The 24,123-nt window shown below is 61.7% G+C and carries 21 protein-coding genes; 7 read left to right on the top strand and 14 right to left on the bottom strand.

The window, feature by feature from the left end; all coding sequences use genetic code 11:
* Nucleotides 1-6: 6 nt before the first annotated feature.
* Together ftsH and rlmE are read right to left on the bottom strand one after the other, a co-directional pair.
* Nucleotides 7-1,923, bottom strand: coding sequence for an ATP-dependent zinc metalloprotease FtsH (ftsH, locus tag FHR27_RS26095; RefSeq protein WP_042554892.1), 1,917 nt, complete (start codon nt 1,921-1,923; stop codon nt 7-9).
* Between the two features lie 187 nt (nt 1,924-2,110).
* A complete protein-coding gene (gene rlmE, locus FHR27_RS26090; RefSeq protein WP_042554891.1) occupies nt 2,111-2,743 on the bottom strand; it encodes a 23S rRNA (uridine(2552)-2'-O)-methyltransferase RlmE in 633 nt (210 codons plus the stop codon).
* Between the two features lie 98 nt (nt 2,744-2,841).
* Between rlmE and yhbY the strand changes: the two genes are divergently transcribed.
* Nucleotides 2,842-3,153, top strand: coding sequence for a ribosome assembly RNA-binding protein YhbY (yhbY, locus tag FHR27_RS26085; RefSeq protein WP_042554890.1), 312 nt, complete (start codon nt 2,842-2,844; stop codon nt 3,151-3,153).
* A 9-nt stretch (nt 3,154-3,162) separates the two neighbouring features.
* On the opposite strand, the gene FHR27_RS26080 is transcribed toward yhbY, so the two are convergent.
* From FHR27_RS26080 to grpE, 8 genes are all read right to left on the bottom strand, one after another.
* Complete coding sequence (locus FHR27_RS26080) at nt 3,163-3,576, bottom strand: DUF4149 domain-containing protein (protein WP_042554889.1); 414 nt, start codon at nt 3,574-3,576, stop codon at nt 3,163-3,165.
* Between the two features lie 16 nt (nt 3,577-3,592).
* Nucleotides 3,593-4,069 carry a transcription elongation factor GreA gene (gene greA, locus FHR27_RS26075; protein WP_042554888.1) on the bottom strand — a complete coding sequence of 159 codons (477 nt, stop codon included), beginning with the start codon at nt 4,067-4,069 and terminating at the stop codon, nt 3,593-3,595.
* Nucleotides 4,066-7,287, bottom strand: coding sequence for a carbamoyl-phosphate synthase large subunit (gene carB / locus FHR27_RS26070; protein WP_042554887.1), 3,222 nt, complete (start codon nt 7,285-7,287; stop codon nt 4,066-4,068). The genes greA and carB overlap by 4 nt, the downstream gene beginning before the upstream one ends.
* A gap of 175 nt (nt 7,288-7,462) precedes the next feature.
* Nucleotides 7,463-8,599, bottom strand: a complete 1,137-nt coding sequence (gene carA, locus FHR27_RS26065; RefSeq protein ID WP_179539951.1) for a glutamine-hydrolyzing carbamoyl-phosphate synthase small subunit — start codon at nt 8,597-8,599, stop codon at nt 7,463-7,465.
* 281 nt (nt 8,600-8,880) lie between these two features.
* A complete protein-coding gene (gene dapB / locus FHR27_RS26060) occupies nt 8,881-9,681 on the bottom strand; it encodes a 4-hydroxy-tetrahydrodipicolinate reductase (RefSeq protein WP_042554885.1) in 801 nt (266 codons plus the stop codon).
* Nucleotides 9,682-9,764: 83 nt separating this feature from the next.
* Nucleotides 9,765-10,892 carry a molecular chaperone DnaJ gene (gene dnaJ / locus FHR27_RS26055; RefSeq protein WP_042554884.1) on the bottom strand — a complete coding sequence of 376 codons (1,128 nt, stop codon included), beginning with the start codon at nt 10,890-10,892 and terminating at the stop codon, nt 9,765-9,767.
* Between the two features lie 123 nt (nt 10,893-11,015).
* Complete coding sequence (dnaK, locus tag FHR27_RS26050) at nt 11,016-12,938, bottom strand: molecular chaperone DnaK (protein ID WP_042554883.1); 1,923 nt, start codon at nt 12,936-12,938, stop codon at nt 11,016-11,018.
* Nucleotides 12,939-13,037: 99 nt separating this feature from the next.
* Entirely contained in the window at nt 13,038-13,604 is a 567-nt protein-coding gene (gene grpE, locus FHR27_RS26045) for a nucleotide exchange factor GrpE (protein WP_179539950.1), read from the bottom strand.
* 177 nt (nt 13,605-13,781) lie between these two features.
* Between grpE and recN the strand changes: the two genes are divergently transcribed.
* Nucleotides 13,782-15,455: a DNA repair protein RecN gene (recN, locus tag FHR27_RS26040; RefSeq protein WP_042554881.1), complete on the top strand. Its 1,674-nt coding sequence runs from the start codon at nt 13,782-13,784 to the stop codon at nt 15,453-15,455.
* A 69-nt stretch (nt 15,456-15,524) separates the two neighbouring features.
* Here the strand turns inward: recN and fur are convergent, their stop codons facing one another.
* The gene (fur, locus tag FHR27_RS26035; RefSeq protein ID WP_042554880.1) at nt 15,525-15,938 is read right to left on the bottom strand and encodes a ferric iron uptake transcriptional regulator; all 414 of its coding nucleotides are present in this window, start codon (nt 15,936-15,938) and stop codon (nt 15,525-15,527) included.
* A gap of 96 nt (nt 15,939-16,034) precedes the next feature.
* Here fur and FHR27_RS26030 point away from each other — a divergent pair, with 96 nt between their 5' ends.
* Nucleotides 16,035-16,544, top strand: a complete 510-nt coding sequence (locus FHR27_RS26030) for an outer membrane protein assembly factor BamE (RefSeq protein ID WP_042554879.1) — start codon at nt 16,035-16,037, stop codon at nt 16,542-16,544.
* Nucleotides 16,545-16,631: 87 nt separating this feature from the next.
* On the opposite strand, the gene FHR27_RS26025 is transcribed toward FHR27_RS26030, so the two are convergent.
* Entirely contained in the window at nt 16,632-16,961 is a 330-nt protein-coding gene (locus tag FHR27_RS26025) for an RnfH family protein (RefSeq protein ID WP_042554878.1), read from the bottom strand.
* Complete coding sequence (locus tag FHR27_RS26020; protein WP_042554877.1) at nt 16,951-17,388, bottom strand: type II toxin-antitoxin system RatA family toxin; 438 nt, start codon at nt 17,386-17,388, stop codon at nt 16,951-16,953. Before FHR27_RS26020 ends, FHR27_RS26025 begins: the two co-directional genes overlap by 11 nt.
* A 213-nt stretch (nt 17,389-17,601) precedes the next feature.
* On the opposite strand from FHR27_RS26020, the gene smpB reads away from it, so the two are divergent.
* Nucleotides 17,602-18,084, top strand: a complete 483-nt coding sequence (gene smpB / locus FHR27_RS26015) for an SsrA-binding protein SmpB (RefSeq protein WP_042554876.1) — start codon at nt 17,602-17,604, stop codon at nt 18,082-18,084.
* Between the two features lie 228 nt (nt 18,085-18,312).
* Here smpB and FHR27_RS26010 read toward each other — a convergent pair whose 3' ends face one another.
* Nucleotides 18,313-19,080, bottom strand: coding sequence for a GntR family transcriptional regulator (locus tag FHR27_RS26010; protein WP_042554875.1), 768 nt, complete (start codon nt 19,078-19,080; stop codon nt 18,313-18,315).
* A gap of 300 nt (nt 19,081-19,380) precedes the next feature.
* On the opposite strand from FHR27_RS26010, the gene FHR27_RS26005 reads away from it, so the two are divergent.
* From FHR27_RS26005 to dld, 3 genes are all read left to right on the top strand, one after another.
* Entirely contained in the window at nt 19,381-21,066 is a 1,686-nt protein-coding gene (locus tag FHR27_RS26005; RefSeq protein WP_179539949.1) for a lactate permease LctP family transporter, read from the top strand.
* Between the two features lie 162 nt (nt 21,067-21,228).
* Entirely contained in the window at nt 21,229-22,368 is a 1,140-nt protein-coding gene (gene lldD / locus FHR27_RS26000; protein ID WP_179539948.1) for an FMN-dependent L-lactate dehydrogenase LldD, read from the top strand.
* 3 nt (nt 22,369-22,371) lie between these two features.
* Nucleotides 22,372-24,084, top strand: a complete 1,713-nt coding sequence (gene dld / locus FHR27_RS25995) for a D-lactate dehydrogenase (RefSeq protein ID WP_179539947.1) — start codon at nt 22,372-22,374, stop codon at nt 24,082-24,084.
* Nucleotides 24,085-24,123: the final 39 nt, after the last annotated feature.

Below are 24,123 nucleotides of genomic sequence, written 5' to 3'. Positions count from 1 at the left end.
AAAGCCTTACAGCTCGGCAGCAGGACCGCCGATTGGTTTTTCGGGACGATCAGCCTCATCCGACTTGGCTATCGGCGTACCGGTATCGTTACCGCCACCCGTCCAGTCACGTGGCTCGCGCGGCGTGCGACCGCTCATGATGTCGTCGATCTGATCGGCATCGATGGTCTCGTACTTCATCAGTGCTTCGGCCATGGCGTCGAGCTTGTCGCGATTCTCTTCGAGCAGGCGCTTGGCCGTGTCGTAGCAATGGTCGATGATGCTGCGCACCTCGAGATCGATGAGCTTGGCAGTTTCGCCAGAGATGTTGCTGCTCTGACCGCTGCCACCACGGCCCAGGAACACTTCACCCTCTTCCTCGGCATACAGCAGCGGGCCGAGCTTCTCGGACAGGCCCCACTTGGTGACCATGTTCCGGGCGATCTGGCTGGCGCGCATGATGTCGTTGGACGCGCCAGTGGTTACACCGTCGAAGCCCAAGGTCATTTCTTCCGCGATACGGCCGCCGTACAGCGAGCAGATCTGGCTGATCAGCGCGCGCTTGGAAAGGCTGTAGCGATCCTCTTCCGGCAGGAACATGGTCACGCCCAGGGCGCGGCCACGGGGAATGATCGACACTTTGTAAACCGGGTCATGCTCGGGCACCAGACGACCGACGATGGCGTGACCCGCCTCGTGGAACGCCGTGTTGAGCTTCTCCTTGTCCGACATGACCATGGTCTTGCGCTCGGCGCCCATCATGATCTTGTCTTTGGCCAGTTCGAACTCTTTCATCTCGACGACGCGCTTGCCGGAGCGAGCGGCGAACAGCGATGCCTCGTTGACCAGGTTGGCCAGATCGGCACCGGAGAAGCCAGGCGTACCACGGGCAATGACCGCAGCCTTGACGTCTTCGCCCATCGGCACCTTGCGCATGTGCACGTTGAGGATCTGCTCACGACCACGGATGTCCGGCAGACCGACGACCACCTGACGGTCGAAGCGGCCCGGGCGCAGCAGCGCAGGATCGAGCACGTCCGGACGGTTGGTCGCGGCGATGACGATGATGCCATCGTTCATTTCGAAGCCGTCCATCTCTACCAGCAACTGGTTGAGGGTCTGCTCGCGCTCGTCGTGACCACCACCCATGCCGGCGCCACGATGGCGACCAACGGCGTCGATCTCGTCGATGAAGATGATGCAGGGCGCGTGTTTCTTGGCTTGCTCGAACATGTCACGCACACGGGAGGCGCCGACACCCACGAACATTTCCACGAAGTCGGAACCGGAAATGGTGAAGAACGGCACCTTGGCTTCGCCGGCAACGGCCTTGGCCAGCAGGGTCTTACCGGTACCCGGGGAGCCGACCATCAGCACGCCGCGAGGGATACGGCCGCCGAGGCGCTGGAACTTGCCCGGATCACGCAGGAACTCGACCAGCTCGCTGACTTCTTCCTTGGCCTCGTCGCAGCCCGCGACGTCGGCGAAGGTGGTCTTGACCTGGTCTTCGGAGAGCAGGCGCGCCTTGCTCTTGCCGAAACTCATCGGCCCGCCCTTGCCGCCTGCACCGCCCTGCATCTGGCGCATGAAGAACATGAACACCGCGATGATCACCAGAATCGGGAAGCTGGCGACCAGCAACTGGGTCCAGATGCTCTGCTGTTCAGGCTGCTTGCCAACGATCTCGACGTTGTTGTCCATCAGATCCTTGATCAGGCCATTGTCCTGGATCGCCGGGCGCACGGTTTCGAACGACGTGCCGTCGGAACGCATGCCGCTGATGATGTAGCCATCGACGGTTACGCGCTTGACCCCACCATCCTGAACCTGCTGGATGAACTCCGAGTAATTGAGCTTGTTCGTCTCGCTCGGGCTGGAGAAATTGTTCATCACCGTAACCAGGACGGCGGCGATGATCAGCCACAGGATCAGATTCTTTGCCATGTCGTTCAATTAGCTACCCTCTGAAGCAGGCCCCTTGCCGAAGCGTGCTTCGCATGACGACCAGTTATATACCGATCTAACTTACTACAAACGCTCGCTCGTGGCTGACACCGTCTGTAACCCTTTATGAGATATCTGCCCGTTACGATGCGCGTATCGGCTTGGACTGACAACCAGGCCTTTGGTTTTACTCTTCGCGCTGCCCTTTGAATCCACGCGCCAGCATGTACTGCTCGCGGGAGCGCCCGCGCGATGACAGCGGCTTGCGCATCTGCACCTTCTCGAACAGACCACGAACCTGCCTGTGGTACTCGTCGAAACCTTCGCCCTGGAAAATCTTGATCAGATAATCACCACCGGGGCGCAGCACTCGGGTAGCCAGATCCAGCGCCAGCTCGCACAGGTACATGGCGCGCGGCTGATCCGATTCCCTGACTCCACTCATATTGGGGGCCATATCGGAAATCACAAGGTCTACGGGATGATTGTCGATAGCCTCGAGGATGCGTGCGAACACCGCATCGTCGGTAAAGTCGCCCTGAATGAAGGTGACATCCGGGATGCTGTCCATTTCCAGGATGTCCGAGGCGATCAGCCGCCCCTTGTCGCCGATCACCCGACTGGTGACCTGAGACCAGCCGCCCGGGGCCGCACCGAGGTCGACCACGGTGATTCCCGGGCGCAGGATGCGATCCTTCTCCTGCACCTCCAGCAGCTTGTAGCTGGCACGTGAACGGTAGCCGTCCCTTTGCGCCATTTTGACGTAGGGATCGTCGAAATGCTCTTTCAGCCAACGCTGGCTGGTCTTGGAACGGGCCACACAACACCTCGGAAGAACAGAATGAATAACTGGGCGGTCTTCAAGCGGCTCGGTTAAAATAGCCCGCTTTCCCCAGATTAAGACGCAGGGTTCAGATTATGCCGCTCACTCAAGAGCAGAAGAAACAGTTCAAATCTATCGGCCACCACCTGAAACCGGTATTGATCGTTGCCGATAACGGTGTTACCGAAGGCGTATTGGCAGAGCTGGAGCGCGCCCTGAACGATCATGAACTGATCAAGATTCAGCTGCGCATCACCGAGCGCGAAAGCCGCCTGGCGGTGATCGATGAGCTGTGCAAGGCCAGCAAGGCCGACCTGGCGCAGGTAATCGGAAAAATGGCGCTGATCTACCGCAAGAACCCCAAGGCCAATCGCAACCTGTCCAACATCAGCCGCTTTCAGGGCTGAATCAGCAGATCAGCCGACCGCCGGGTCGGCTTTCGCGACCGTTCGCGGCACGGGCTGCAGCACCAGCAGCAGGCCGAAGAACGCCAGCAGCAAGTAGCTGAACAGCTGCCAGCGAATGGCATCTGGCCAGAGCACGAGCGAAGCCAGCAAGGCCGAAGCGATTGCCAGCACCGCGAGCAGAAATTGCCCGCGGCGCTCGCCCCAAAGCGACGAAAGGCGACGCAGCCTAACGAGCAGACCAGCCTGAACGAGCACGCAGACCAGGGTGATGAGCACCATCTGCGGCATCAGCACGCCAGCGATCTCTTCGATCAGCAGCGACGCCAGCCCCACGCTGTACAGCCCCGGCACCACCATGAAGTGCAGTATCCAGATGCCGCCCACCCAAAGGGTTTGCAGCAGCATCCAGATACCTGCAGCCATGTCGGACGGCGCCAGGTCAGATGTGACGAACTTCGACAATCTCGTACTCGATCAGACCGCTAGGGGTGCTCACCGCCACCACGTCACCCTCTTCCTTGCCGATCAGGGCACGGGCAATGGGCGAACCGACGGAAATCTTGCCCTGCTTGATGTCGGCTTCGTCTTCACCGACGATCCGGTAGGACACGCTTTCATCGGTCTCGACGTTGGCGATTTCCACGGTAGTACCGAAGATCACCTTGCCGGTATGGGCGATGGTGGTCACATCGATCACCACCGCGTTCTGCAGACGGCCTTCGATATCGCGAACGCGCGCTTCGACCATGCCCTGCTGCTCGCGTGCAGCGTGGTACTCGGCGTTTTCCTTCAGGTCACCCAGCTCGCGTGCTTCGCCGATGTCCTGACTGAGCTTGGGCCGGACTACCTTGGTCAGGTGGGCCAGCTCTTCCTCGAGGGCGCGAGCGCCCTCCACGGTCATGGGGTACTTGTTCATGCCTTGATTCCTGCGTGCAGGTCTTGCAAACGACGTACGGTCTTTTCAGGGCCGAACTTCAGCGCCTCGCAAATCGCCTGACCAGCCGCAATGGTGGTGGTGCAGGCGATCTTGTGCTGCAGAGCGTTACGACGGATGGAGTAGGAGTCCGCGATGGACTGACGACCTTCGGTGGTATTGATGATGAGGGTGACCTCGTCATTCTTGATCATGTCGACCACGTGCGGACGGCCTTCGGTCACTTTGTTCACGCGACGTACCGGCAAACCGGCAGCCTCGATCACCTTGGCGGTACCGGAGGTGGCGACGACTTCGAAGCCCAGGCTGATCAGATCGCGGGCGACCTGCTCGGCCAGCGGCTTGTCATCATCACGCACGCTGATGAACGCACAGCCGGAGTTCGGCAGAATCTCGCTAGCGCCCAGCTGCGCCTTGGCGAAGGCCTCACCGAACGTGTCGCCGACGCCCATCACTTCGCCAGTGGACTTCATCTCCGGGCCGAGAATCGGGTCAACGCCCGGGAACTTGTTGAACGGGAATACCGCTTCCTTGACGCTGAAGAACGGCGGGATGATTTCTTCGGTGAAGCCGATTTCCGCCAGCGTCTTGCCAGCCATCACGCGCGCCGCCACCTTGGCCAGCGACTCGCCGATGCACTTGGACACGAACGGCACGGTACGCGACGCGCGCGGGTTGACCTCGATCACGTAGATGTCTTCACCCTGCACGGCCATCTGCACGTTCATCAGGCCGACGACGCCGAGCTCCAGGGCCATTTTCTTGACCTGGTCGCGGATCTCGTCCTGGATGTGTGCTGGCAGCGAGTAAGGTGGCAGCGAACAGGCGGAGTCACCGGAGTGCACACCCGCTTGTTCGATGTGCTGCATGATGGCGCCGATGACGACCTGCTCACCATCGCACACCGCATCGATATCGACTTCGATAGCGCAGTTGAGGAAGCGGTCGAGCAGAACCGGGCTGTCGTTGGAGACCTTCACCGCCTCGCGCATATAGCGCTTGAGCTCTTCTTCCTGGTAGACGATTTCCATCGCCCGGCCACCAAGTACATAGGATGGGCGGACCACCATCGGGTAACCGATGTTCTTGGACAGCGTCAGCGCCTCTTCTTCGCTACGGGCGGTGGCGTTGGCAGGCTGACGCAGGCCGAGGCGCTGCACCATCTGCTGGAAACGCTCACGGTCTTCGGCGCGGTCGATAGCGTCCGGGCTGGTGCCGATAATCGGCACGCCAGCTTCTTCCAGGGCGCGGCACAGTTTCAACGGCGTCTGACCGCCGTACTGGACGATCACACCCTTGGGCTGCTCGACGCGGACAATTTCCAGTACGTCTTCCAGGGTCACTGGCTCGAAGTACAGCCGATCGGATGTGTCGTAGTCGGTGGAGACGGTTTCCGGGTTGCAGTTGACCATGATGGTCTCGTAACCGTCTTCACGCATGGCCAGCGCGGCGTGCACGCAGCAGTAGTCGAACTCGATACCCTGGCCGATGCGGTTCGGGCCGCCGCCGAGGATCATGATCTTGTCGCGGCTGCTCGGATTGGCTTCGCACTCTTCCTCGTAGGTCGAATACATGTAGGCGGTATCGGTCGCGAACTCGGCAGCGCAGGTGTCCACACGCTTGTAGACCGGCAGCACCTTGAGCTTGTGGCGATGGCTGCGCAGGTTCTTCTCGGTGACACCGAGCAACGCCGCCAGGCGCGCATCGGAGAAGCCCTTGCGCTTGAGGCTGAACATCAGGTCACGGTCGATGCTGGACAGGCCCAGGGTCTGGATGCGCTGCTCGTCCTTGATGAGATCTTCGATCTGCACCAGGAACCACTCGTCGATGCGCGTCAGCTCGAACACTTCTTCGACCGTCTTGCCGGCACGGAAAGCGTCGCCGACGTACCAGATGCGGTCCGCGCCCGGCACGATCAGCTCGCGCTTGAGGGTGCTTTCAGCTTCGGGATCGGCCGGGTCGAGCTTGGGATCGAAACCGGACACGCCAACTTCCAGGCCACGCAGCGCTTTCTGCAGGGATTCCTGGAAGGTACGGCCGATGGCCATGACTTCACCGACGGATTTCATCTGGGTGGTCAGGCGGGCGTCGGCCTTGGGGAATTTCTCGAAGGCGAAGCGCGGGATCTTGGTGACCACGTAATCGATGGCCGGCTCGAACGACGCCGGGGTACGACCACCGGTGATGTCGTTGGACAGCTCGTCGAGGGTGTAACCCACCGCCAGCTTGGCGGCGATCTTGGCGATGGGGAAACCGGTCGCCTTGGAGGCCAGTGCCGAGGAACGCGACACACGCGGGTTCATCTCGATGACCACCATACGACCGGTATCCGGGCAGATGCCGAACTGCACGTTGGAGCCGCCGGTTTCCACACCGATCTCGCGCAGCACCGCCAGAGAGGCGTTACGCAGGATCTGGTATTCCTTGTCGGTCAGGGTCTGGGCCGGTGCGACGGTGATCGAGTCACCGGTGTGCACGCCCATCGGATCGAAGTTTTCGATGGCGCAGACGATGATGCAGTTGTCCTTCTTGTCGCGGACCACCTCCATCTCGTATTCCTTCCAGCCGATCAGCGATTCGTCGATCAGCAGCTCACGGGTCGGCGACAGGTCCAGACCACGGGCGCAGATTTCCTCGAATTCTTCACGGTTGTAGGCGATGCCACCACCGGTACCGCCCATGGTGAAGGACGGACGGATGATGCACGGGAAGCCGACCTTCTCGAGCACGCCGTAGGCTTCTTCCATGCTGTGGGCGATGCCCGAAACCGGGCAGGCAAGGCCGATGTCTTTCATCGCCTTGTCGAACCGCGAACGGTCTTCGGCCTTGTCGATGGTGTCGGCATTGGCACCGATCATCTCGACGCCGAATTTTTCCAGCACGCCATGACGCTCGAGGTCCAGGGCGCAGTTCAGCGCGGTCTGGCCACCCATGGTCGGCAGCAGCGCGTCAGGACGCTCCTTCTCGATGATCTTGGCCACGGTGGCCCATTTGATCGGCTCGATGTAGGTGGCGTCGGCCATCGACGGGTCGGTCATGATGGTGGCCGGGTTGGAGTTCACCAGAATGACGCGGAAACCTTCCTCGCGCAGGGCCTTGCAGGCCTGGGCGCCGGAATAGTCGAATTCGCACGCCTGGCCGATGACGATGGGGCCGGCACCGAGGATCAGGATACTTTTGATGTCTGTACGTTTTGGCATGTTCTCTCTCGAATCCTTAGGTCAGTCGGCGAGTCATCTTGAAAGCTACTGCGCGCTATCTGGGCTGCGTTGCGCGGTACTCACTTGCTCGCCGTACTGACACATGTACTGTCTCGTCGTTGCGTGCCGGGGGCCTTGCCCAGACAGCGCTCGCTACGCTTTCCAGACGACTCGTCTATTTGCGCTTGGCCATGGCTTCGATGAAGCGGTCGAACAGTGGGGCGACATCGTTGGGACCCGGGCTGGCCTCGGGGTGACCCTGGAAGCTGAAGGCGTCCTTGTCGGTACGCTCGATGCCTTGCAGGGTGCCGTCGAACAGCGACTTGTGGATCGGGCGCAGATTGCTCGGCAGGCTGTTCTCATCCACGGCAAAACCGTGGTTCTGGCTGGTGATCATCACCACGCCAGTGTCCAGATCCTGCACCGGGTGGTTGGCACCATGGTGGCCGTGGCCCATTTTCAGGGTCTTGGCACCGGAGGCCAGCGCCAGCAATTGGTGGCCAAGGCAGATGCCGAATACCGGAATATCGGTCTCGAGCACGTCCTTGATCGCCTGGATGGCGTAATCGCAGGGCTCGGGATCGCCCGGGCCGTTGGACAGGAACACCCCATCGGGATTGAGCGCCAGTACATCCTTGGCAGGGGTTTGCGCCGGCACCACGGTAAGGCGGCAGCCACGAGCGACCAGCATGCGCAGGATGTTCAGCTTGACGCCGTAATCGTAGGCGACGACGTGATAAGGCAGCTCGCTGGCGGCAATCTCGGGATGGCTGTCATCCTTCAGGTTCCAGACGCTGGAGCGCCACTCGTAGCGCTCGCTGCAGCTGACCTCCTTGGCCAGGTCCATACCCTTGAGGCCCGGGAAGCCACGCGCCAGTTCCAGAGCCTTTTCCTCGGTGGCGTCAGCGCCTACCAGGATGCAGCCGTTCTGCGAACCTTTCTCGCGCAGGATGCGGGTCAGGCGGCGAGTGTCGATACCGGCGATGGCGACGGTGCCGTTTTCCTTGAGGTAATCGGACAGGGACTGCTTGTTGCGCCAGTTGCTGGCGGTCAGCGGCAGATCACGAATGATCAGGCCGGCAGCCCAGACGCGATCCGACTCGGCGTCTTCCGGCGTGGTGCCGGTATTGCCGATATGTGGATAGGTCAGCGTGACGATTTGTTGGGCGTATGACGGATCGGTGAGAATTTCCTGATAGCCGGTCATGGCGGTGTTGAACACCACCTCCCCGACAGTCTGGCCGTCGGCCCCGATGGCCTCGCCGCGAAAAATGCTGCCGTCAGCAAGGGCGAGTATGGCTGGCTTACTCAAGAAGACCTCCCGTAGATCGTGGAGCAAACGCAGATTGTAAAAAAGCGGGATGACGTGTGAAGGTCATCCCGCTTTTTTGATTGATTCATTCTGCGCAACTTTTAGTGGACACACTAAAGCGAAAAGCTTACAGGAAAACCCGGTTTTTCGAAAGGCATAGAGAGGCAAAAACCTGAAATCCGATTCACGGCGGGCTGAAGGAACCGGCAACAAGGCGCATCGCTGCGCCCCGAGCCACCCTGGCGCTTGCCGAAGGGGCTCGACGCGCACCCCGATCCGGGTCACTTCAGACCCAGCACGTCCTGCATATCGTACAGCCCGACAGAACGACCGCGCAGCCAAGAAGCAGCCCGCACGGCCCCCTTGGCGAAGGTCATGCGACTGGAAGCCTTGTGAGTGATTTCCACACGCTCGCCATCGGCAGCGAACAGCACGGTGTGATCGCCGACCACGTCGCCGGCGCGCACCGTGGCGAACCCGATGGTTTCGCGGGCACGAGCGCCAGTCTGACCTTCACGCCCGTAGACCGCGACCTTGTCGAGATCACGCCCCAATGCGTTGGCGATGACCTCCCCCATGCGCAGCGCAGTACCGGACGGCGCATCGACCTTGTGGCGGTGGTGAGCCTCGAGGACCTCGATGTCCACGTCGTCACCCAGCACCCGCGCAGCGGTATCGAGCAAGTTGAGGCACAGGTTGACGCCCACGCTGAAGTTGGCGGCGAAGACGATGGGAATATCCTTGCCCGCCTCGACCAGCAACTGCTTTTCAGCAGCACTGAAACCGGTGGTGCCGATGACCATGGCCTTGCCTGCCTGCCGGCAGAGCTCCAGGTTCTTCAGCGTCACTGAGGGGTGAGTGAAATCGATCAGCACGTCGAATTGATCGAGCACACCGCGCAGATCGCCGCCAACGGCCACACCCAGCTTGCCGACCGCGGCCAGCTCGCCGGCATCAGCGCCCAGCAGCGTGCTTTCGGGACGTGCCAGCGCCGCGCCGAGGCTAACACCTTCGGCTTGCTGCACGGCTTCGATCAGGTTCTTGCCCATGCGCCCGGCGGCGCCTGTGACTGCAATTCGCATAACAACAGCTCCACGCTGCGAGCCTCAAGCTACGAGCCGGACACGCCATTTCTGGTCGCCCGACTTGCAGCGTGCGGCTGGTTTCAGAGATCGCCGAAGAAGCGCTTGACGCCTTCGAACCAGCCATTGGCCTTGGGCGAGTGCGAGCTGTTGCCCGCCAGGGACTGACGGAACTCGTCGAGCAGCTCGCGCTGACGACGATCCAGGTTGACCGGTGTTTCCACCGCCACCTTGCACATCAGGTCGCCAGCACCGCCGCCGCGCACCGGAGCCACGCCCTTGCCACGCAGGCGGAACAGCTTGCCAGTCTGCGTGCCTTCCGGGATCTTCAGCTTGACCCGACCGTCGAGGGTCGGCACTTCCAGCTCGCCGCCCAGCGCAGCATCGGCGAAGCTGATCGGTACTTCGCAGTACAGATGCTTGCCGTCGCGCTGGAAGATCGCGTGCTCACGCACGTTGACGACCACATACAGATCGCCAGCCGGGCCACCCATGGTGCCCGCCTCGCCCTCGCCGGACAGACGAATGCGGTCGCCGGTATCGACACCAGCCGGTACCTTGACCGACAGCGTCTTGTGCTCTTCGACACGGCCATGACCGTGGCAGGAACCACAAGGGTCGGTGATCATCTTGCCGCTGCCGTGGCAGCGCGGGCAGGTCTGCTGCACAGAGAAGAAACCCTGCTGCATGCGCACCTGACCGATGCCTCCGCACGTGGTGCAGGTGACCGGAGTGGTGCCCTTCTTGGCGCCGGAGCCTTCGCACACCTTGCAGTTGACCAGAGTCGGCACGCGAATGGTCACCGTGGTGCCACGCACTGCCTCTTCGAGATCCAGCTCCAGGGTGTAACGCAGGTCGCTGCCGCGCTGCGCACCGCCGCGCTGACCGCCACGCTGGCCACCGAAGAAATCGCTGAACACGTCGCCGAAGATATCGGAGAAGTTGGCGCTGCCACCGCCAAAGCCGCCACCGCCACCCATTTGTGGGTCGACACCGGCATGACCGTACTGATCGTAAGCGCTGCGCTTGCCCGCATCGGACAGCACTTCATAGGCCTCGTTGGCCTCCTTGAAGGCGTCTTCGGCAGCCTTGTCGCCGGGGTTGCGATCGGGGTGATGCTTCATCGCCAGGCGGCGGTAGGCCTTCTTCAGCTCCGCCTCGCTGGCACCGCGCTCGACCCCGAGCACTTCGTAGTAGTCACGTTTAGACATGGGTTTCTAACACTCTCAAAATTCGTACCGTCCAGACACGCCAACGCGGGAGCAAGCCCCCGCGCGGCGGATCGCCCTGGCGCACAGTCGTGCGGCAGGGCGCAAACACAGGCAAGCCGGGGCTTACTTGTTGTCCTTGACTTCCTCGAACTCGGCGTCGACAACGTCGTCCGCAGAGCCCTTGGTTTCACCGGCATCCGCCGCCGCACCGGCAGCACCTGGCTGCGGCTGTTCGGCATACATTTTCTGCGCCAGTGGCGTGGTTGCCTCGGACAGCGCATTCATCTTCGCTTCGATGGCCGCCTTGTCGTCACCCTTGACGGCAACTTCCAGCTCGCCGAGGGCCGTTTCGATGGCCGCTTTCTCATCCGCAGTGGCCTTGTCGCCCGCTTCGGTGAGCATCTTGCGTGTGGCGTGAACCAGCTGGTCGCCCTGGTTACGGGCGGTGGCCAGTTCTTCGAACTTGCGGTCTTCCTCGGCATTGGCCTCGGCGTCACGCACCATGCGCTCGATTTCATCATCGGACAGACCCGAGTTGGCCTTGATCACGATGGACTGGGTCTTGCCGGTCGCCTTGTCTTTCGCACCGACGTGCAGGATGCCGTTGGCATCGATATCGAAGGTCACTTCGATCTGCGGTACGCCACGCGGAGCTGGCGGAATCTCGGCCAGGTCGAACTTGCCCAGGGACTTGTTCTGACCGGCCTGCTTGCGCTCACCCTGCAGCACGTGAATGGTCACCGCGCTCTGGTTGTCGTCGGCGGTGGAGAACACCTGCGACTTCTTGGTCGGGATGGTGGTGTTCTTCTCGATCAGCGCGGTCATCACACCGCCCATGGTTTCGATACCCAGGGTCAGCGGGGAAACGTCCAGCAGCAGCACGTCCTTGACGTCGCCAGCCAGTACCGCGCCCTGAATGGCAGCGCCCATGGCAACGGCTTCGTCCGGGTTGACGTCCTTGCGCGCTTCCTTGCCGAAGAACTCGGTAACCAGCTTCTGCACCAGCGGCATGCGGGTCTGACCGCCGACCAGGATCACGTCGTTGATCGAACCGACGTCGATGCCGGCGTCTTTCAAGGCGATGCGGCACGGCTCGATGGTGCGCTGTACCAGATCTTCGACCAGCGATTCCAGCTTGGCGCGGGAAATCTTCACGTTCAAGTGCTTGGGACCGGTGGCGTCTGCAGTGATGTACGGCAGGTTGACGTCGGTCTGCTGGCTCGAGGACAGCTCGATCTTGGCCTTCTCGGCGGCTTCCTTGAGGCGCTGCATGGCCAGCGGGTCGCCCTTGAGGTTCATGCCGGTTTCTTTCTTGAACTCGTCGACGAGGTAGTCGATCAGGCGGATGTCGAAGTCTTCACCACCGAGGAAGGTGTCACCGTTGGTGGCCAGTACTTCGAACTGGTGCTCGCCGTCGACTTCTGCGATCTCGATCACCGAGACGTCGAAGGTACCGCCGCCCAGGTCATAGACGATCACGGTGTGGTCGCCCTTGGCCTTGTCCATGCCATAGGCCAGCGCAGCCGCGGTAGGCTCGTTGATGATGCGTTTGACGTCCAGACCGGCGATGCGGCCGGCATCCTTGGTTGCCTGGCGCTGGCTGTCGTTGAAGTAGGCCGGAACGGTGATGACCGCTTCGGTGACCGCTTCGCCGAGATAGTCTTCGGCGGTCTTCTTCATCTTCTTGAGAATTTCAGCCGAGATCTGCGGCGGTGCCATCTTCTGGCCATTGACTTCGACCCAGGCGTCACCGTTGTCCGCCTTGGCGATCTTGTACGGGACCATCTGGATGTCTTTCTGTACGACTTCTTCGTCGAAACGACGGCCGATCAGGCGCTTCACCGCATACAGGGTGTTGTGCGGGTTGGTCACGGCCTGACGCTTGGCGGACTGGCCGACCAGGATCTCGCCATCGTTGGCATAAGCGATGATCGACGGCGTGGTACGCGCGCCTTCGGCGTTCTCGATGACCTTGACGTTGCCGTTTTCAAGAATGGAGACGCAGGAGTTGGTGGTCCCCAGGTCGATACCGATAATTTTGCCCATTTCACTCTCCCGAAACTTTGATATATCCGCAGCGCTGTCGTGACCGCTGCGGTAGCACTAATACGCTTGACTTAATAAATGGGGGCTCGCCCGCCGATTTCAAGCCTGCTCGTCGATGGACGGCGGTGTCTCGGCCGGTGCCTTGCTGACCACGACCATGGCCGGACGCAGCAGGCGACCGTTGAGCATGTAGCCCTTCTGGAACACCTTGAGCACGCTGTTGGGCTCGACGTTGGTGCTCTCTTGCAGGGCCATGGCCTGATGGTGCTCAGGATTGAACGGCGCACCATGCGGGTCAATGGCTTCCAACTGATGACGCTTGAGGGTATCGAGCAGCAACTTGAGCGTCAGCTCCATGCCCTCGCGCACCGCCTTGATCGATTCGTCATCGGCACTGGACAGCTCGAGACCACGCTCCAGGCTATCGACCACCGGCAACAGGTCGTTGGCGAATTTCTCGAGGGCGAACTTGTGCGCCTTCTCGACATCCTGCTCAGCGCGGCGGCGCACGTTCTGCAGATCGGCAGCCATGCGCAGCGACTGATCCTGCGCAGCCGCCAGTTGCTCTTCGAGCGTTTGCACGCGAGCAGCCAGGTCATCACTCGGCGCAGCGTCATTCGCTTCGGCCTCGGGAGTCTGCGGATCCAGGTTCTGTTCGTCAGCCATGCATTTCTCCTCTGAATAATCGACGAGCCTCAACTCGCGCGTCTGCCGCCTATATAAGGACGATTCGTAGGGTTTCAAGGGGCGCAACCACATCACTGCACGACAGAGGACACAGGATTGCCACTCACAGACAAAACACTGTATAAATAACCAGACAAAATTCTGGGAGGCCACGCCATGTTGGTGCACCTGTCCGTACACAATTACGCCATCGTCGAACACCTCGATCTGGAACTGGATCGCGGAATGAGCGTCATCAGCGGCGAAACCGGCGCTGGCAAATCGATCATGCTCGACGCCCTCGGCCTGACCCTGGGCGATCGCGCGGACAGCGGCGTAGTGAGGCCAGGTGCCGACAAGGCCGACATTCTCGCCAGCTTCGACCTGGGCGACATTCCCGAAGCCCACGACTGGCTCGCCGAGCGCGATCTGGACACCGACGGCCCCTGCATCTTGCGCCGCGTGATCACTGCCGAAGGCCGCTCGCGGGGCTACATCAACGGCACCCCCTGCCCGCTCGGTGACCTCAAGGCGCTGGGCGAGCTGCTGATCGACATCCACAGCCAGCATGAACACCAGTCGCTGCTCAAGGCCGACACCCATCGCCGCCTGCTCGACGAATACGCCAACGCCCAGGAGCTGGCCCGCCAGGTGCACCTGGCCGCACAGCGCTGGAAGCAGACACGCAGCGAACTCGAACGCCTCGCCTCACAGGGCGATGAACAGCGTGCGCGCCATCAACTGCTCAGTTATCAGCTGGAAGAGCTGGAGAACCTTGGGCTAGGCGACAACGAGCTGGAGCAGCTCGAACAGGACCACAAGGCCCTGACCAACGCCGAAGGCTTGCTCGCCGCCTGCCGCCAGGTCATCGAGCAATGCAGCGAGAGCGATGCCGGCAACGTGCTGTCCGCCCTGACCAATAGCCTGAGCCGACTCAGCGGCGTGCAAGGCCAACCGGGCGCGCTCAACGAAGCCGCCAACCTGCTCGCCAGCGCACAGATTCAGGTCGAAGAGGCGGTGGGTGAGTTGAATCGTTTTCTCGACCATTTCGAGGCCGACCCGCAGCGCCAGCAACAACTGGAAGAGCGCCTGGATACCATCTATACACTGGCGCGCAAGCATCGCATTCACCCCAGCGAACTGCCCGCCATGCAGCAGCAGTTGTTCGACGAGCTGGAAGGCCTGAATGCCGATGACCAGGCCACCGAGCGCCTGAGCGAGGAGCTGGCTTCCTATGGCCGACACTATCAGGAGAAGGCTGCCGAACTGAGCGCCCGCCGACACAAAGCGGCAGGCAAACTGAGCAAGGCGGTGGAAAAGGAAATGCAGACACTGGGCATGCCCGGCGGTCGCTTCAGCATTCAACTGCAGGAAAACATCAGCAGCGAACCGAACGCCAATGGTCTCGAGCAGGTGGAGTTTCTGGTCAGTGCCAACCCGGGCCAACCGATCAAGGCACTGGCCAAGGTGGCCTCGGGTGGCGAGCTTTCGCGTATCAGCCTGGCAATCCAGGTGATCACCGCGCAGACCTCACGGGTACCGACGCTGGTATTCGATGAAGTGGACGTCGGTATCGGCGGACCTACCGCCGAAGTCGTGGGTCAACTGCTGCGCCGTCTGGGCAACCGTGGCCAGGTACTTACCGTCACCCACCTGCCGCAGGTCGCCGCCCAGGGCCACCAACACCTGTTCGTACACAAGGTGCGCGGCAACAACGCGACCCGCACCGCGGTCAGCAAGCTGAGCGACGCCCAACGCGTTGAAGAGATCGCCCGCATGCTCGGCGGCATCGACCTTACCGAAGAGTCGCTGGCCCACGCCCGCAAGCTGGTCAGCAACGCGCAGAGCTAGTATTCGCAACACTTTATTACAGGCATGAAAAAGGCGACCCAGGGTCGCCTTTTTCACTACGGGTCGTGCTTACTTTTTAACGCCAGTGGTGCGCACGTACAGAACCAGATTGTGATCAACCAGCTCGAAACCGTGCTCACGAACGATTTCTTTCTGACGCTTTTCGATTTCGGCATCGAAGAACTCGATCACGTCGCCGGTATCCACGCACACCATGTGATCGTGGTGACCACCGTCGGCCAATTCGAATACGGCATGGCCGCCGTCGAAGTTGTGGCGTACCACCAGGCCGGCCGCTTCGAACTGGGTCAGAACCCGGTAAACAGTGGCCAGACCGACATCTTCACCGGCGTCCATCAGAGACTTGTAAACATCCTCTGCACTCATGTGACGCTGCTCGGCAGAGTCGAGCATCTGCAGGATTTTGACCCGTGGCAGGGTCACTTTCAGGCCAGCTTTGCGGAGTTCGCTATTTTCAACCATGGTCTGCTTTCTCGCGGAAGCGCTTCGCAGCTTCCCTTATTGCGGGTATGATCGGGGTTTACGTTGCCCAGCCAAGATAGTGGAAGACGCCCACCGATGCAAAAAACCAAACTCCTGCTGACCAGCCTCATGTTCATGGGGCTCATCGCACTCGCCGGTTGCTCATTCCCCGGGGTTTATAAAATCGACATCCAACAGGGCAATGTCGTCACGCAGGACATGATAGACCAGTTGAGGCCGGGAATGACCCGACGCCAAGTGCGGTTTATCATGGGCAATCCCCTGCTGACCGACACCTTCCACGCCAACCGCTGGGATTACCTGTACAGCATGCAGGCTGGCGGCAGCCAGCGTCAGCAAGAGCGCGTAAGCGTGGTGTTCAACGGCGACGACCAGTTGGTCGGCCTGTCCGGTGACTTCATGCCAGGCGTCAGCCGTGATGACGCGATCCTCGGCCGTGACGGCGCTCCGCAGACTGCGCCGACCGAGCAGCAGGATGAACCTGCAGCCCCTGGCTCGCTGCTCGAACAGATCCAGCGTGATGTGGATAACGTCGAAACCGTACCGGTACCGACGCCGGAGCCACTGGAAACCTCCCCACAGTAAGTGCTCCCGTATGAAAGAGCCCTGGCCAGTGCCGGGGCTTTTTATTGCCCGAACGAAACTGCGGCATCCACTGCCTGCTCGCCCAGCTCAACGCCCGTAACGATCGTGCGCCAGTTTTGCCCGCTCGACAGCCTGAGCTGCTCGACGCTTGCGTACGTCTTTGGGATCGGCGAGCAGCGGACGATAGATCTCGACGCGATCCCCCTCTTCCAGCAAGCGAGTCTCGGGCGACGTCACCGCCTTGCCAAATATCCCCAGGGGCGCACCCGCCAGATCCAGATCGGCAACATGCTCGTGCAAGCCCGACTGCAGGGCAGCCTGACGCACCGTACTGCCGGCTGGCAGTTGCAGAGTTAGAAGAAATTGCCTGTCAGGCGCGGCGAAGACAACTTCCACCGACACTCGATCACTGGCCATGGAGTTGCTTGGCACGCTGACAGAATGCGTCGACCATGGTGTTGGCCGCCTGATTGAACAGCGGGCCGAGGGCCGCGCGTACGATCGGGCCTGCGTAATCGAAGGTCAGATCGAGACTGATCTTGCAGGCCTTTTCGCCCAGCGCCTTGAATACCCACTGCCCATGGAAATGCTCGAAGGGCCCGCTTTCCAAATTCAGCTCGATGGACTGTCCTGGCACCAGCACATTGCGGGTGGTAAAACGCTGGCTCAGCCCGGCCTTGGCCACTTCCAGACTGGCACGCATGTGCGTATCACTGACCTCGAGTACTTCGCTCGATGCACACCAGGGCAGAAACTCCGGGTAGCGCGCGACATCGTTGACCAGGTCATACAGCGCCTGCGCCGGATAGGGCAGCAAGGCCGAGCGTTGAATGTGAGTGCTCATAACAATAGGTTTCCACGGTTGGTGGCATCGCATTACAGCGCTGCCACAGGGCGATACGGCATACCGACGAGCATCGACCGCAAGACGAGAAGTGCACATATTGTCGAGGATTCATCCTGAGGGCTCAAGCGCACTGCTGACGCAGCACTTTTAGCGTGAGAAGCATGAGGATCAATGGCGCACCGACGTCATACTCCATATAATGCGCCGCCTATGGCTAAACAAACGAAACATCCGCAAGGCAGCATCGCCCAGAACAAGAAGGCGATGCACGACTACTTCGTCGAGTCCCGCTTCGAGGCCGGCCTGGCTCTGGCCGGCTGGGAAGTGAAAAGTCTGCGCGCCGGCAAGGCCCAGTTGGTCGACAGCTACGTGCTGCTCAAGGACGACGAAGCCTGGCTGATGGGCTGCCACATCACGCCGCTGAAAACCGCCAGCACCCACGTTATCGCCGACCCGACGCGTACGCGAAAGCTGCTGCTGAACAAGCGCGAGCTGGAAAAGCTGTTCGGTTCGGTTCAGCAGAAAGGCTACACCTGCGTGGCCCTGTCGCTGTACTGGAAGCAGCACTTGGTGAAGTGCGAAATCGCCCTGGCCAAGGGCAAGAAGGATTTCGACAAGCGCCACACCGAGAAAGAACGCGACGCCGACCGCGAAGTGCAGCGCGCCATGCGCAGCAAGGGCAAAGACGAGTAAGCGCAGCGCCGAGCTGCGGTACCGCCTTGTCGACCCACCCGCACGGCTTGCCGGGTGGGTCATCCCCACCCATCCGCCGCTTTATACGCCCCATCACCTGCCGGCACATGGCCGATATCGCCTGGTGGGTTAGATGGCGCCCGGATAACAGTGACGACTTGCCTTAGACGCCTCGCGCCACCAACCCCACGAGCGCGAAACGCTACCGCCCCCCGGGGATGATGCGCCCTAGAGCCCCTGGCGCCGCTGCGCGCGCTGCTCGCGGACTTCCTGCTGCAGCACGTCGGCCAGGACCTCCTGAACGTAATCGATATGCTGGTTCGAAAGGGCTCGCGCCTCTTCGGCCCGCCCCTCGATGATCGCTTCGTAAAGCGCCCGGTGCTGGGCATTGAGCATGCCGCGGGTTTCCCCGCGCAGGGCATACATGCCGCCTATATTGGTCACCACGTTGCGCTTGAGCAGGTCGAACAGGCCCCGAATGGTGTGCAGCAGCACGGCATTGTGGCTGGCCTCTGCGATGGCCAGATGGAAGCTGGCGTCGGCCGCCCCCTCCTCGGCACGCGTCACTTCACCAGCACGCCCATAGCAATCCTGCAGACGTTCGAACGCGCCACTCAGCCGCTGGCGATCCACATCGGTAGCACGCAACGCCGCGTAATACGCGCAGGAGCCCTCCAGGGTATGCCGGAACTCGAGGAGGTCGCGCTGAGCGTCGGCATTGCTTTCCAGCAGGTGCATGAGCGGATCACTGAAGGTCGATCCAAGGTTCTCGCAAATGTAGGTGCCGCCACCTTGCCGACTACTCAGCAAGCCTTTGGTGGCGAGCTTCTGGATGGCTTCACGCAGTGAGGGGCGGGAGACACCGAACTGCTCGGCGAGCACGCGCTCTGCAGGCAGCCGCTCACCGGCCTTCAGGGTGCCCTCGAGGATCATCGCTTCGAGACGCTCGACGATGTCGTCTGACAAACGCCTCTGCCGCAACGGACCAAAATTCATGCGTTCAATGCTCCATTGCATCGCGAAGACGGCGGCAGATCGGCTGCCCGCCAGGAAACCTGTGCAGCCTAACCAGAGCCCTGCGTCATCACAAGCTCAACGCTTGGAGCGCGCCTTCTACCAAAGTAGCAGCGACACAAATTGACGCACCCGAAGGAAAGAAATTATCCTGGCTCGCCTCTTTTGTAAATTGGTCTTACCAATAATAACGATCCGGTTGCAGCGCCACACCTGCCGTCACCGATAACCAATGGCAGCTTGCGACCCGGCGATACCAACAACAATCAGCGAGCCTTCACCATGCAAACATGGCAACAGTTGTACACCCCGCTCGGCAGCCTCGGCCTGTCCGCGCTGGCGGCGGTCGTTCCGATCATTTTCTTTTTTCTCGCCCTGGCCGTCTTCCGCATGAAGGGCCACGTGGCGGGCAGCATCACCCTGGGACTCTCGGTGATCATCGCCATCGCCGCATTCGGCATGCCGGTAGACAAGGCCCTGGCCGCTGCCGCTTACGGCTTCGCCTACGGCCTCTGGCCCATCGCCTGGATCATCGTCGCTGCCGTGTTCCTGTACAAACTGACGGTCAAGAGCGGCCAGTTCGAAGTCATCCGCAGCTCGGTATTGTCGATCACCGACGACCAGCGTCTGCAGGTGCTGCTGATCGGGTTCTCCTTCGGTGCATTCCTCGAAGGTGCCGCCGGCTTCGGCGCACCGGTGGCCATCACCGCTGCCCTACTGGTCGGCCTGGGCTTCAACCCGCTCTACGCCGCTGGCTTGTGCCTGATCGCCAATACCGCACCGGTGGCCTTTGGCGCCCTGGGCATTCCGATCATCGTCGCTGGCCAGGTCACCGGCATCGACGCCTTCAAGATCGGCGCCATGACCGGTCGCCAACTGCCACTGCTGTCGATCATCGTGCCGTTCTGGCTGGTGGCGATGATGGATGGCTGGAAAGGCATCAGGGAAACCTGGCCGGCGGCGCTGGTCGCTGGCGTGAGCTTCGCCATCACCCAGTACTACACCTCCAACTACATCGGCCCTGAACTGCCGGACATCACCTCGGCACTGGTCAGCCTGGTGTGCCTGACCCTGTTCCTCAAGGTCTGGCAGCCCAAGCGGGCCGCCGCCAGCCAGATCGCTGGCGTTTCCGGTGGTGCAGCAGTGGCTGGCGGGTTCGGCGGCGTACGCAGCACCACGCCATCGCCCTACAGCCTGGGCGAGATCCTCAAGGCCTGGTCGCCCTTCCTGATCCTCACCGCCATGGTCACGGTGTGGACCCTGAAACCCTTCAAGGCACTGTTCGCCCCAGGTGGCGCGCTGGACAACCTGGTGTTCATGCTGCCAATCCCGTACCTGGATCAACTGGTGATCAAGGTCGCCCCGATCGTTGCCAATCCAACCCCCATCGCGGCGGTGTTCAAGCTCGATCCGGTGTCGGCTACCGGTACGGCCATCTTCCTGTCGGCGGTGCTATCGATGCTGGTGTTGAAGATCAATTTCAGAATTGGTCTTACCACACTGAAAGAAACTTTCTACGAGTTGCGCTGGCCTATCCTGTCCATCGGCATGGTGCTGGCGTTCGCGTTCGTCACCAACTATTCGGGCATGTCGACCACCATGGCGCTGGTACTTGCCGGCACCGGTGCGGCATTCCCGTTCTTCTCGCCCTTCCTCGGCTGGCTGGGGGTGTTCCTGACCGGCTCGGACACGTCCTCCAACGCCTTGTTCGGCTCGCTGCAAGCCACCACGGCGCACCAGATCGGCGTCAGCGACACCCTGCTGGTGGCTGCCAATACCAGCGGTGGCGTGACCGGCAAGATGATCTCGCCGCAGTCCATCGCCGTGGCTTGCGCTGCGACCGGCATGGTCGGCAAGGAGTCCGATCTGTTCCGCTTCACCCTCAAGCACAGCCTGATCTTCGCCACCTTCGTCGGCCTGATCACACTGGCTCAGGCCTACTGGCTGACCGGCATGATCGTCCACTGAGTCGCGCACAGGGCAGCACATGGCGTGCTGCCCTATCCTCTGGAACTCAGCAAAACGATAGATCCACCGAACACAGCGCAACAACTCCAAAGCCCTCGGCAGAGCCAGGGCCTTGGCGCTGACAACAGGTTGACGCGTCAGCCCAGATACGGAATCAAGCCCATGATCATTTCTGCCTCCACCGATTATCGCGCCGCTGCCCAGCGACGCCTGCCGCCATTCCTGTTCCACTACATCGACGGCGGCGCCTATGCCGAGTACACGCTGCGGCGCAACGTCGAGGACCTCGCCAGCATCGCCCTGCGCCAGCGCGTGCTGAAGAACATGTCCGAGCTGAGCCTGGAAACCCAGCTATTCGGTGAGACATTGTCGATGCCGGTAGTCCTGGCCCCCGTCGGGCTGACCGGCATGTACGCCCGCCGTGGTGAAGTGCAGGCAGCCAAAGCGGCAGCCGACAAGGGCATTCCCTTCACGCTCTCCACCGTGTCGGTGTGCCCGATCGAGGAAGTGGCACCAGCGATCAACCGCCCCATGTGGTTTCAGTTGTACGTATTGAAAGACCGCGGCTTCATGAAGAACGCCCTTGAGCGCGCCAAGGCCGCCGGCGTCACCACCCTGGTATTCACCGTCGACATGCCGACACCGGGTGCGCGCTACCGCGACGCCCACTCGGGCATGAGCGGCGCCAACGCGGCCGTGCGCCGGATGCTGCAAGCCTTCACTCATCCCGCCTGGGCGCTGGACGTCGGCCTGCTGGGCAAGCCCCACGACCTGGGCAACATTTCCGCCTACCGGGGCAGCCCCACCGGCCTGGCCGATTACATCGGCTGGCTGGGTGCCAACTTCGACCCGTCGATTTCCTGGAAGGACCTGGAGTGGATCCGTGAGTTCTGGGACGGCCCGATGGTGATCAAGGGCATTCTTGACCCGGAAGATGCGCGCGATGCAGTCAAGTTCGGCGCCGACGGCATCGTCGTCTCCAACCACGGCGGTCGCCAGCTCGATGGTGTGCTGTCCAGCGCCCGCGCCTTGCCGGCCATCGCCGACGCGGTGAAGGGCGATCTGAAGATCCTCGCCGACTCGGGCATTCGCAGCGGCCTGGACGTGGTGCGCATGATCGCCCTGGGCGCCGATACCGTGATGCTTGGCCGCGCCTTCGTCTATGCATTGGCTGCCGCTGGCGGCGCGGGTGTGAGCAACCTGCTGAACCTGATCGAGAAAGAAATGCGCGTGGCCATGGTGCTGACCGGTGCCAGATCGATTGCGCAGATCAGCGCCGAGTCACTGGTTCGGGAGCGCTGAGCAATGCCATCGATCAGCCGAGACACCCTGCTGGCGACTCTGCGTGAAACGGTGGGCAGCGAGCATGTACTCACCGACGAGCAAAGCACCCGGCGCTTTCGCAAGGGCCATCGCACTGGCGACGGCAGCGTGCTGGCCGTGGTCCGGCCGGGCACGCTGCTGGAGCAGTGGCGGGTCCTGCAGGCGGCGGTCGCCGCCAATCGCATCGTCATCATGCAGGCGGCCAACACGGGCCTGACCGGAGGCTCGACACCGGATGGCAACGACTACGATCGCGAGATCGTACTGATCAGCACCCTGCGCATAACCGGTGTGCAGCTGATCAATGACGGCGAGCAGGTGGTCTGCCTGCCCGGCGCCACATTGGATCGCCTGGAGCAGGCACTGGCACCGCTTGGCCGCGAGCCCCACTCGGTGATCGGCTCCTCGTGCATCGGCGCTTCGGTTCTGGGTGGCGTGTGCAACAACTCGGGAGGCTCGCTGGTCCGCCGCGGCCCGGCCTACACCGAACTGGCACTGTACGCACAGGTGATGGAAGACGGTACGCTGGCGCTGATCAATCACCTGGGCATCGACCTGGGCAACAGCCCCGAGGAAATCCTCACCCGCCTGCAACGTGGCGACTACAGCCCGTTTCAGGTCAGCAATGACGGTACCGGCAGGGCCTCCGACGGCAGCTATGGCGACTACGTACGCGACGTCGACGCCGATACACCGGCACGCTTCAATGCCGACCCCTCACGACTGTTCGAGGCCTCCGGCTCGGCCGGCAAGCTGTGCCTGTTCGCCGTGCGCCTGGATACCTTCGCCAAGGAGCCGAGCACCGTCTTCTATATCGGCAGCAACGACCCGCACGACCTCACAGAGATACGCCGCCACCTGCTCAGCCAGCTGCCAAGCCTGCCCATTGCCGGCGAGTACATCCACCGCACCGCCTTCGACATCGGCGAAAAGTATGGCAAGGACACCTTTCTGCTCATCGACAGGTTCGGCACTGCCAAGGTCCCTGCGGCCTTCGCGCTGAAGAGCCGTGTCGATGGCTTCTTCGAGCGCTTCGGCCTACGAGGCATCAGTGACCGGGCGATTCAGCTGCTGATGAATCTGCTGCCCAGCCACCTGCCACTGCGCATGCGCCAATACCGCGACCGCTATGAGCATCACCTGCTCGTCCGAGTTGCCAACGACAGCCTGGAGCAGACCCGCGCCTTTCTGAGCGAATACTTCGGGCAACGCCGCAGCGGTGCCTTTTTCGAATGCGACGCCGACGAGGGCCGCAAGGCATTCCTGCACCGCTTCGCCATCGCTGGCGCGGCGATCCGCTACCGCGAGGCGCACCGCAGCAGCGTCGAAGACATCCTCGCCCTGGATATCGCCCTGCGTCGCAATGACCGTGACTGGGTCGAGACGCTGCCGGCAGCGATGCAAGGGCAGATCATCCACAAGCTCTACTACGGGCACTTCTTCTGCCACGTGTTCCATCAGGATTACATCGTCAAGAAGGGCGTCGACCCGATCGCCATGGAGCACGCCATGTGGACGCTCCTCGATGAACGCCGTGCCGAGTACCCGGCCGAGCACAACGTCGGTCACCTGTATATCGCCAAGCCAGCGCTGGCGGATTTCTACCGCGAGCTGGATCCGACCAACGCCTTCAACCCGGGCATCGGCCAGACATCGAAAAAGAAACACTGGGAGAAGTGCTGCGGCGGTCATTGAGACACGCGAAGAAGAAAGGGGAGACCTCTCGGCCTCCCC

The organism is Pseudomonas flavescens (genome assembly GCF_013408425.1).
Taxonomy (GTDB): domain Bacteria; phylum Pseudomonadota; class Gammaproteobacteria; order Pseudomonadales; family Pseudomonadaceae; genus Aquipseudomonas; species Aquipseudomonas fulva_A.
Note: the sequence above shows the minus strand (reverse complement) of the source record. Positions and strands in the feature narration are given on the sequence as shown.

Coding starts and splice junctions, on each gene's coding strand:
- ftsH (WP_042554892.1), bottom strand. CDS start 1,923: ATGGCAAAGAATCTGATCCTGTGGCTGATCATCGCCGCCGTCCTGGTT.
- yhbY (WP_042554890.1), top strand. CDS start 2,842: ATGCCGCTCACTCAAGAGCAGAAGAAACAGTTCAAATCTATCGGCCAC.
- FHR27_RS26080 (WP_042554889.1), bottom strand. CDS start 3,576: ATGGCTGCAGGTATCTGGATGCTGCTGCAAACCCTTTGGGTGGGCGGC.
- greA (WP_042554888.1), bottom strand. CDS start 4,069: ATGAACAAGTACCCCATGACCGTGGAGGGCGCTCGCGCCCTCGAGGAA.
- carB (WP_042554887.1), bottom strand. CDS start 7,287: ATGCCAAAACGTACAGACATCAAAAGTATCCTGATCCTCGGTGCCGGC.
- dapB (WP_042554885.1), bottom strand. CDS start 9,681: ATGCGAATTGCAGTCACAGGCGCCGCCGGGCGCATGGGCAAGAACCTG.
- dnaJ (WP_042554884.1), bottom strand. CDS start 10,892: ATGTCTAAACGTGACTACTACGAAGTGCTCGGGGTCGAGCGCGGTGCC.
- dnaK (WP_042554883.1), bottom strand. CDS start 12,938: ATGGGCAAAATTATCGGTATCGACCTGGGGACCACCAACTCCTGCGTC.
- grpE (WP_179539950.1), bottom strand. CDS start 13,604: ATGGCTGACGAACAGAACCTGGATCCGCAGACTCCCGAGGCCGAAGCG.
- recN (WP_042554881.1), top strand. CDS start 13,782: ATGTTGGTGCACCTGTCCGTACACAATTACGCCATCGTCGAACACCTC.
- fur (WP_042554880.1), bottom strand. CDS start 15,938: ATGGTTGAAAATAGCGAACTCCGCAAAGCTGGCCTGAAAGTGACCCTG.
- FHR27_RS26030 (WP_042554879.1), top strand. CDS start 16,035: ATGCAAAAAACCAAACTCCTGCTGACCAGCCTCATGTTCATGGGGCTC.
- FHR27_RS26025 (WP_042554878.1), bottom strand. CDS start 16,961: ATGGCCAGTGATCGAGTGTCGGTGGAAGTTGTCTTCGCCGCGCCTGAC.
- FHR27_RS26020 (WP_042554877.1), bottom strand. CDS start 17,388: ATGAGCACTCACATTCAACGCTCGGCCTTGCTGCCCTATCCGGCGCAG.
- smpB (WP_042554876.1), top strand. CDS start 17,602: ATGGCTAAACAAACGAAACATCCGCAAGGCAGCATCGCCCAGAACAAG.
- FHR27_RS26010 (WP_042554875.1), bottom strand. CDS start 19,080: ATGAATTTTGGTCCGTTGCGGCAGAGGCGTTTGTCAGACGACATCGTC.
- FHR27_RS26005 (WP_179539949.1), top strand. CDS start 19,381: ATGCAAACATGGCAACAGTTGTACACCCCGCTCGGCAGCCTCGGCCTG.
- lldD (WP_179539948.1), top strand. CDS start 21,229: ATGATCATTTCTGCCTCCACCGATTATCGCGCCGCTGCCCAGCGACGC.
- dld (WP_179539947.1), top strand. CDS start 22,372: ATGCCATCGATCAGCCGAGACACCCTGCTGGCGACTCTGCGTGAAACG.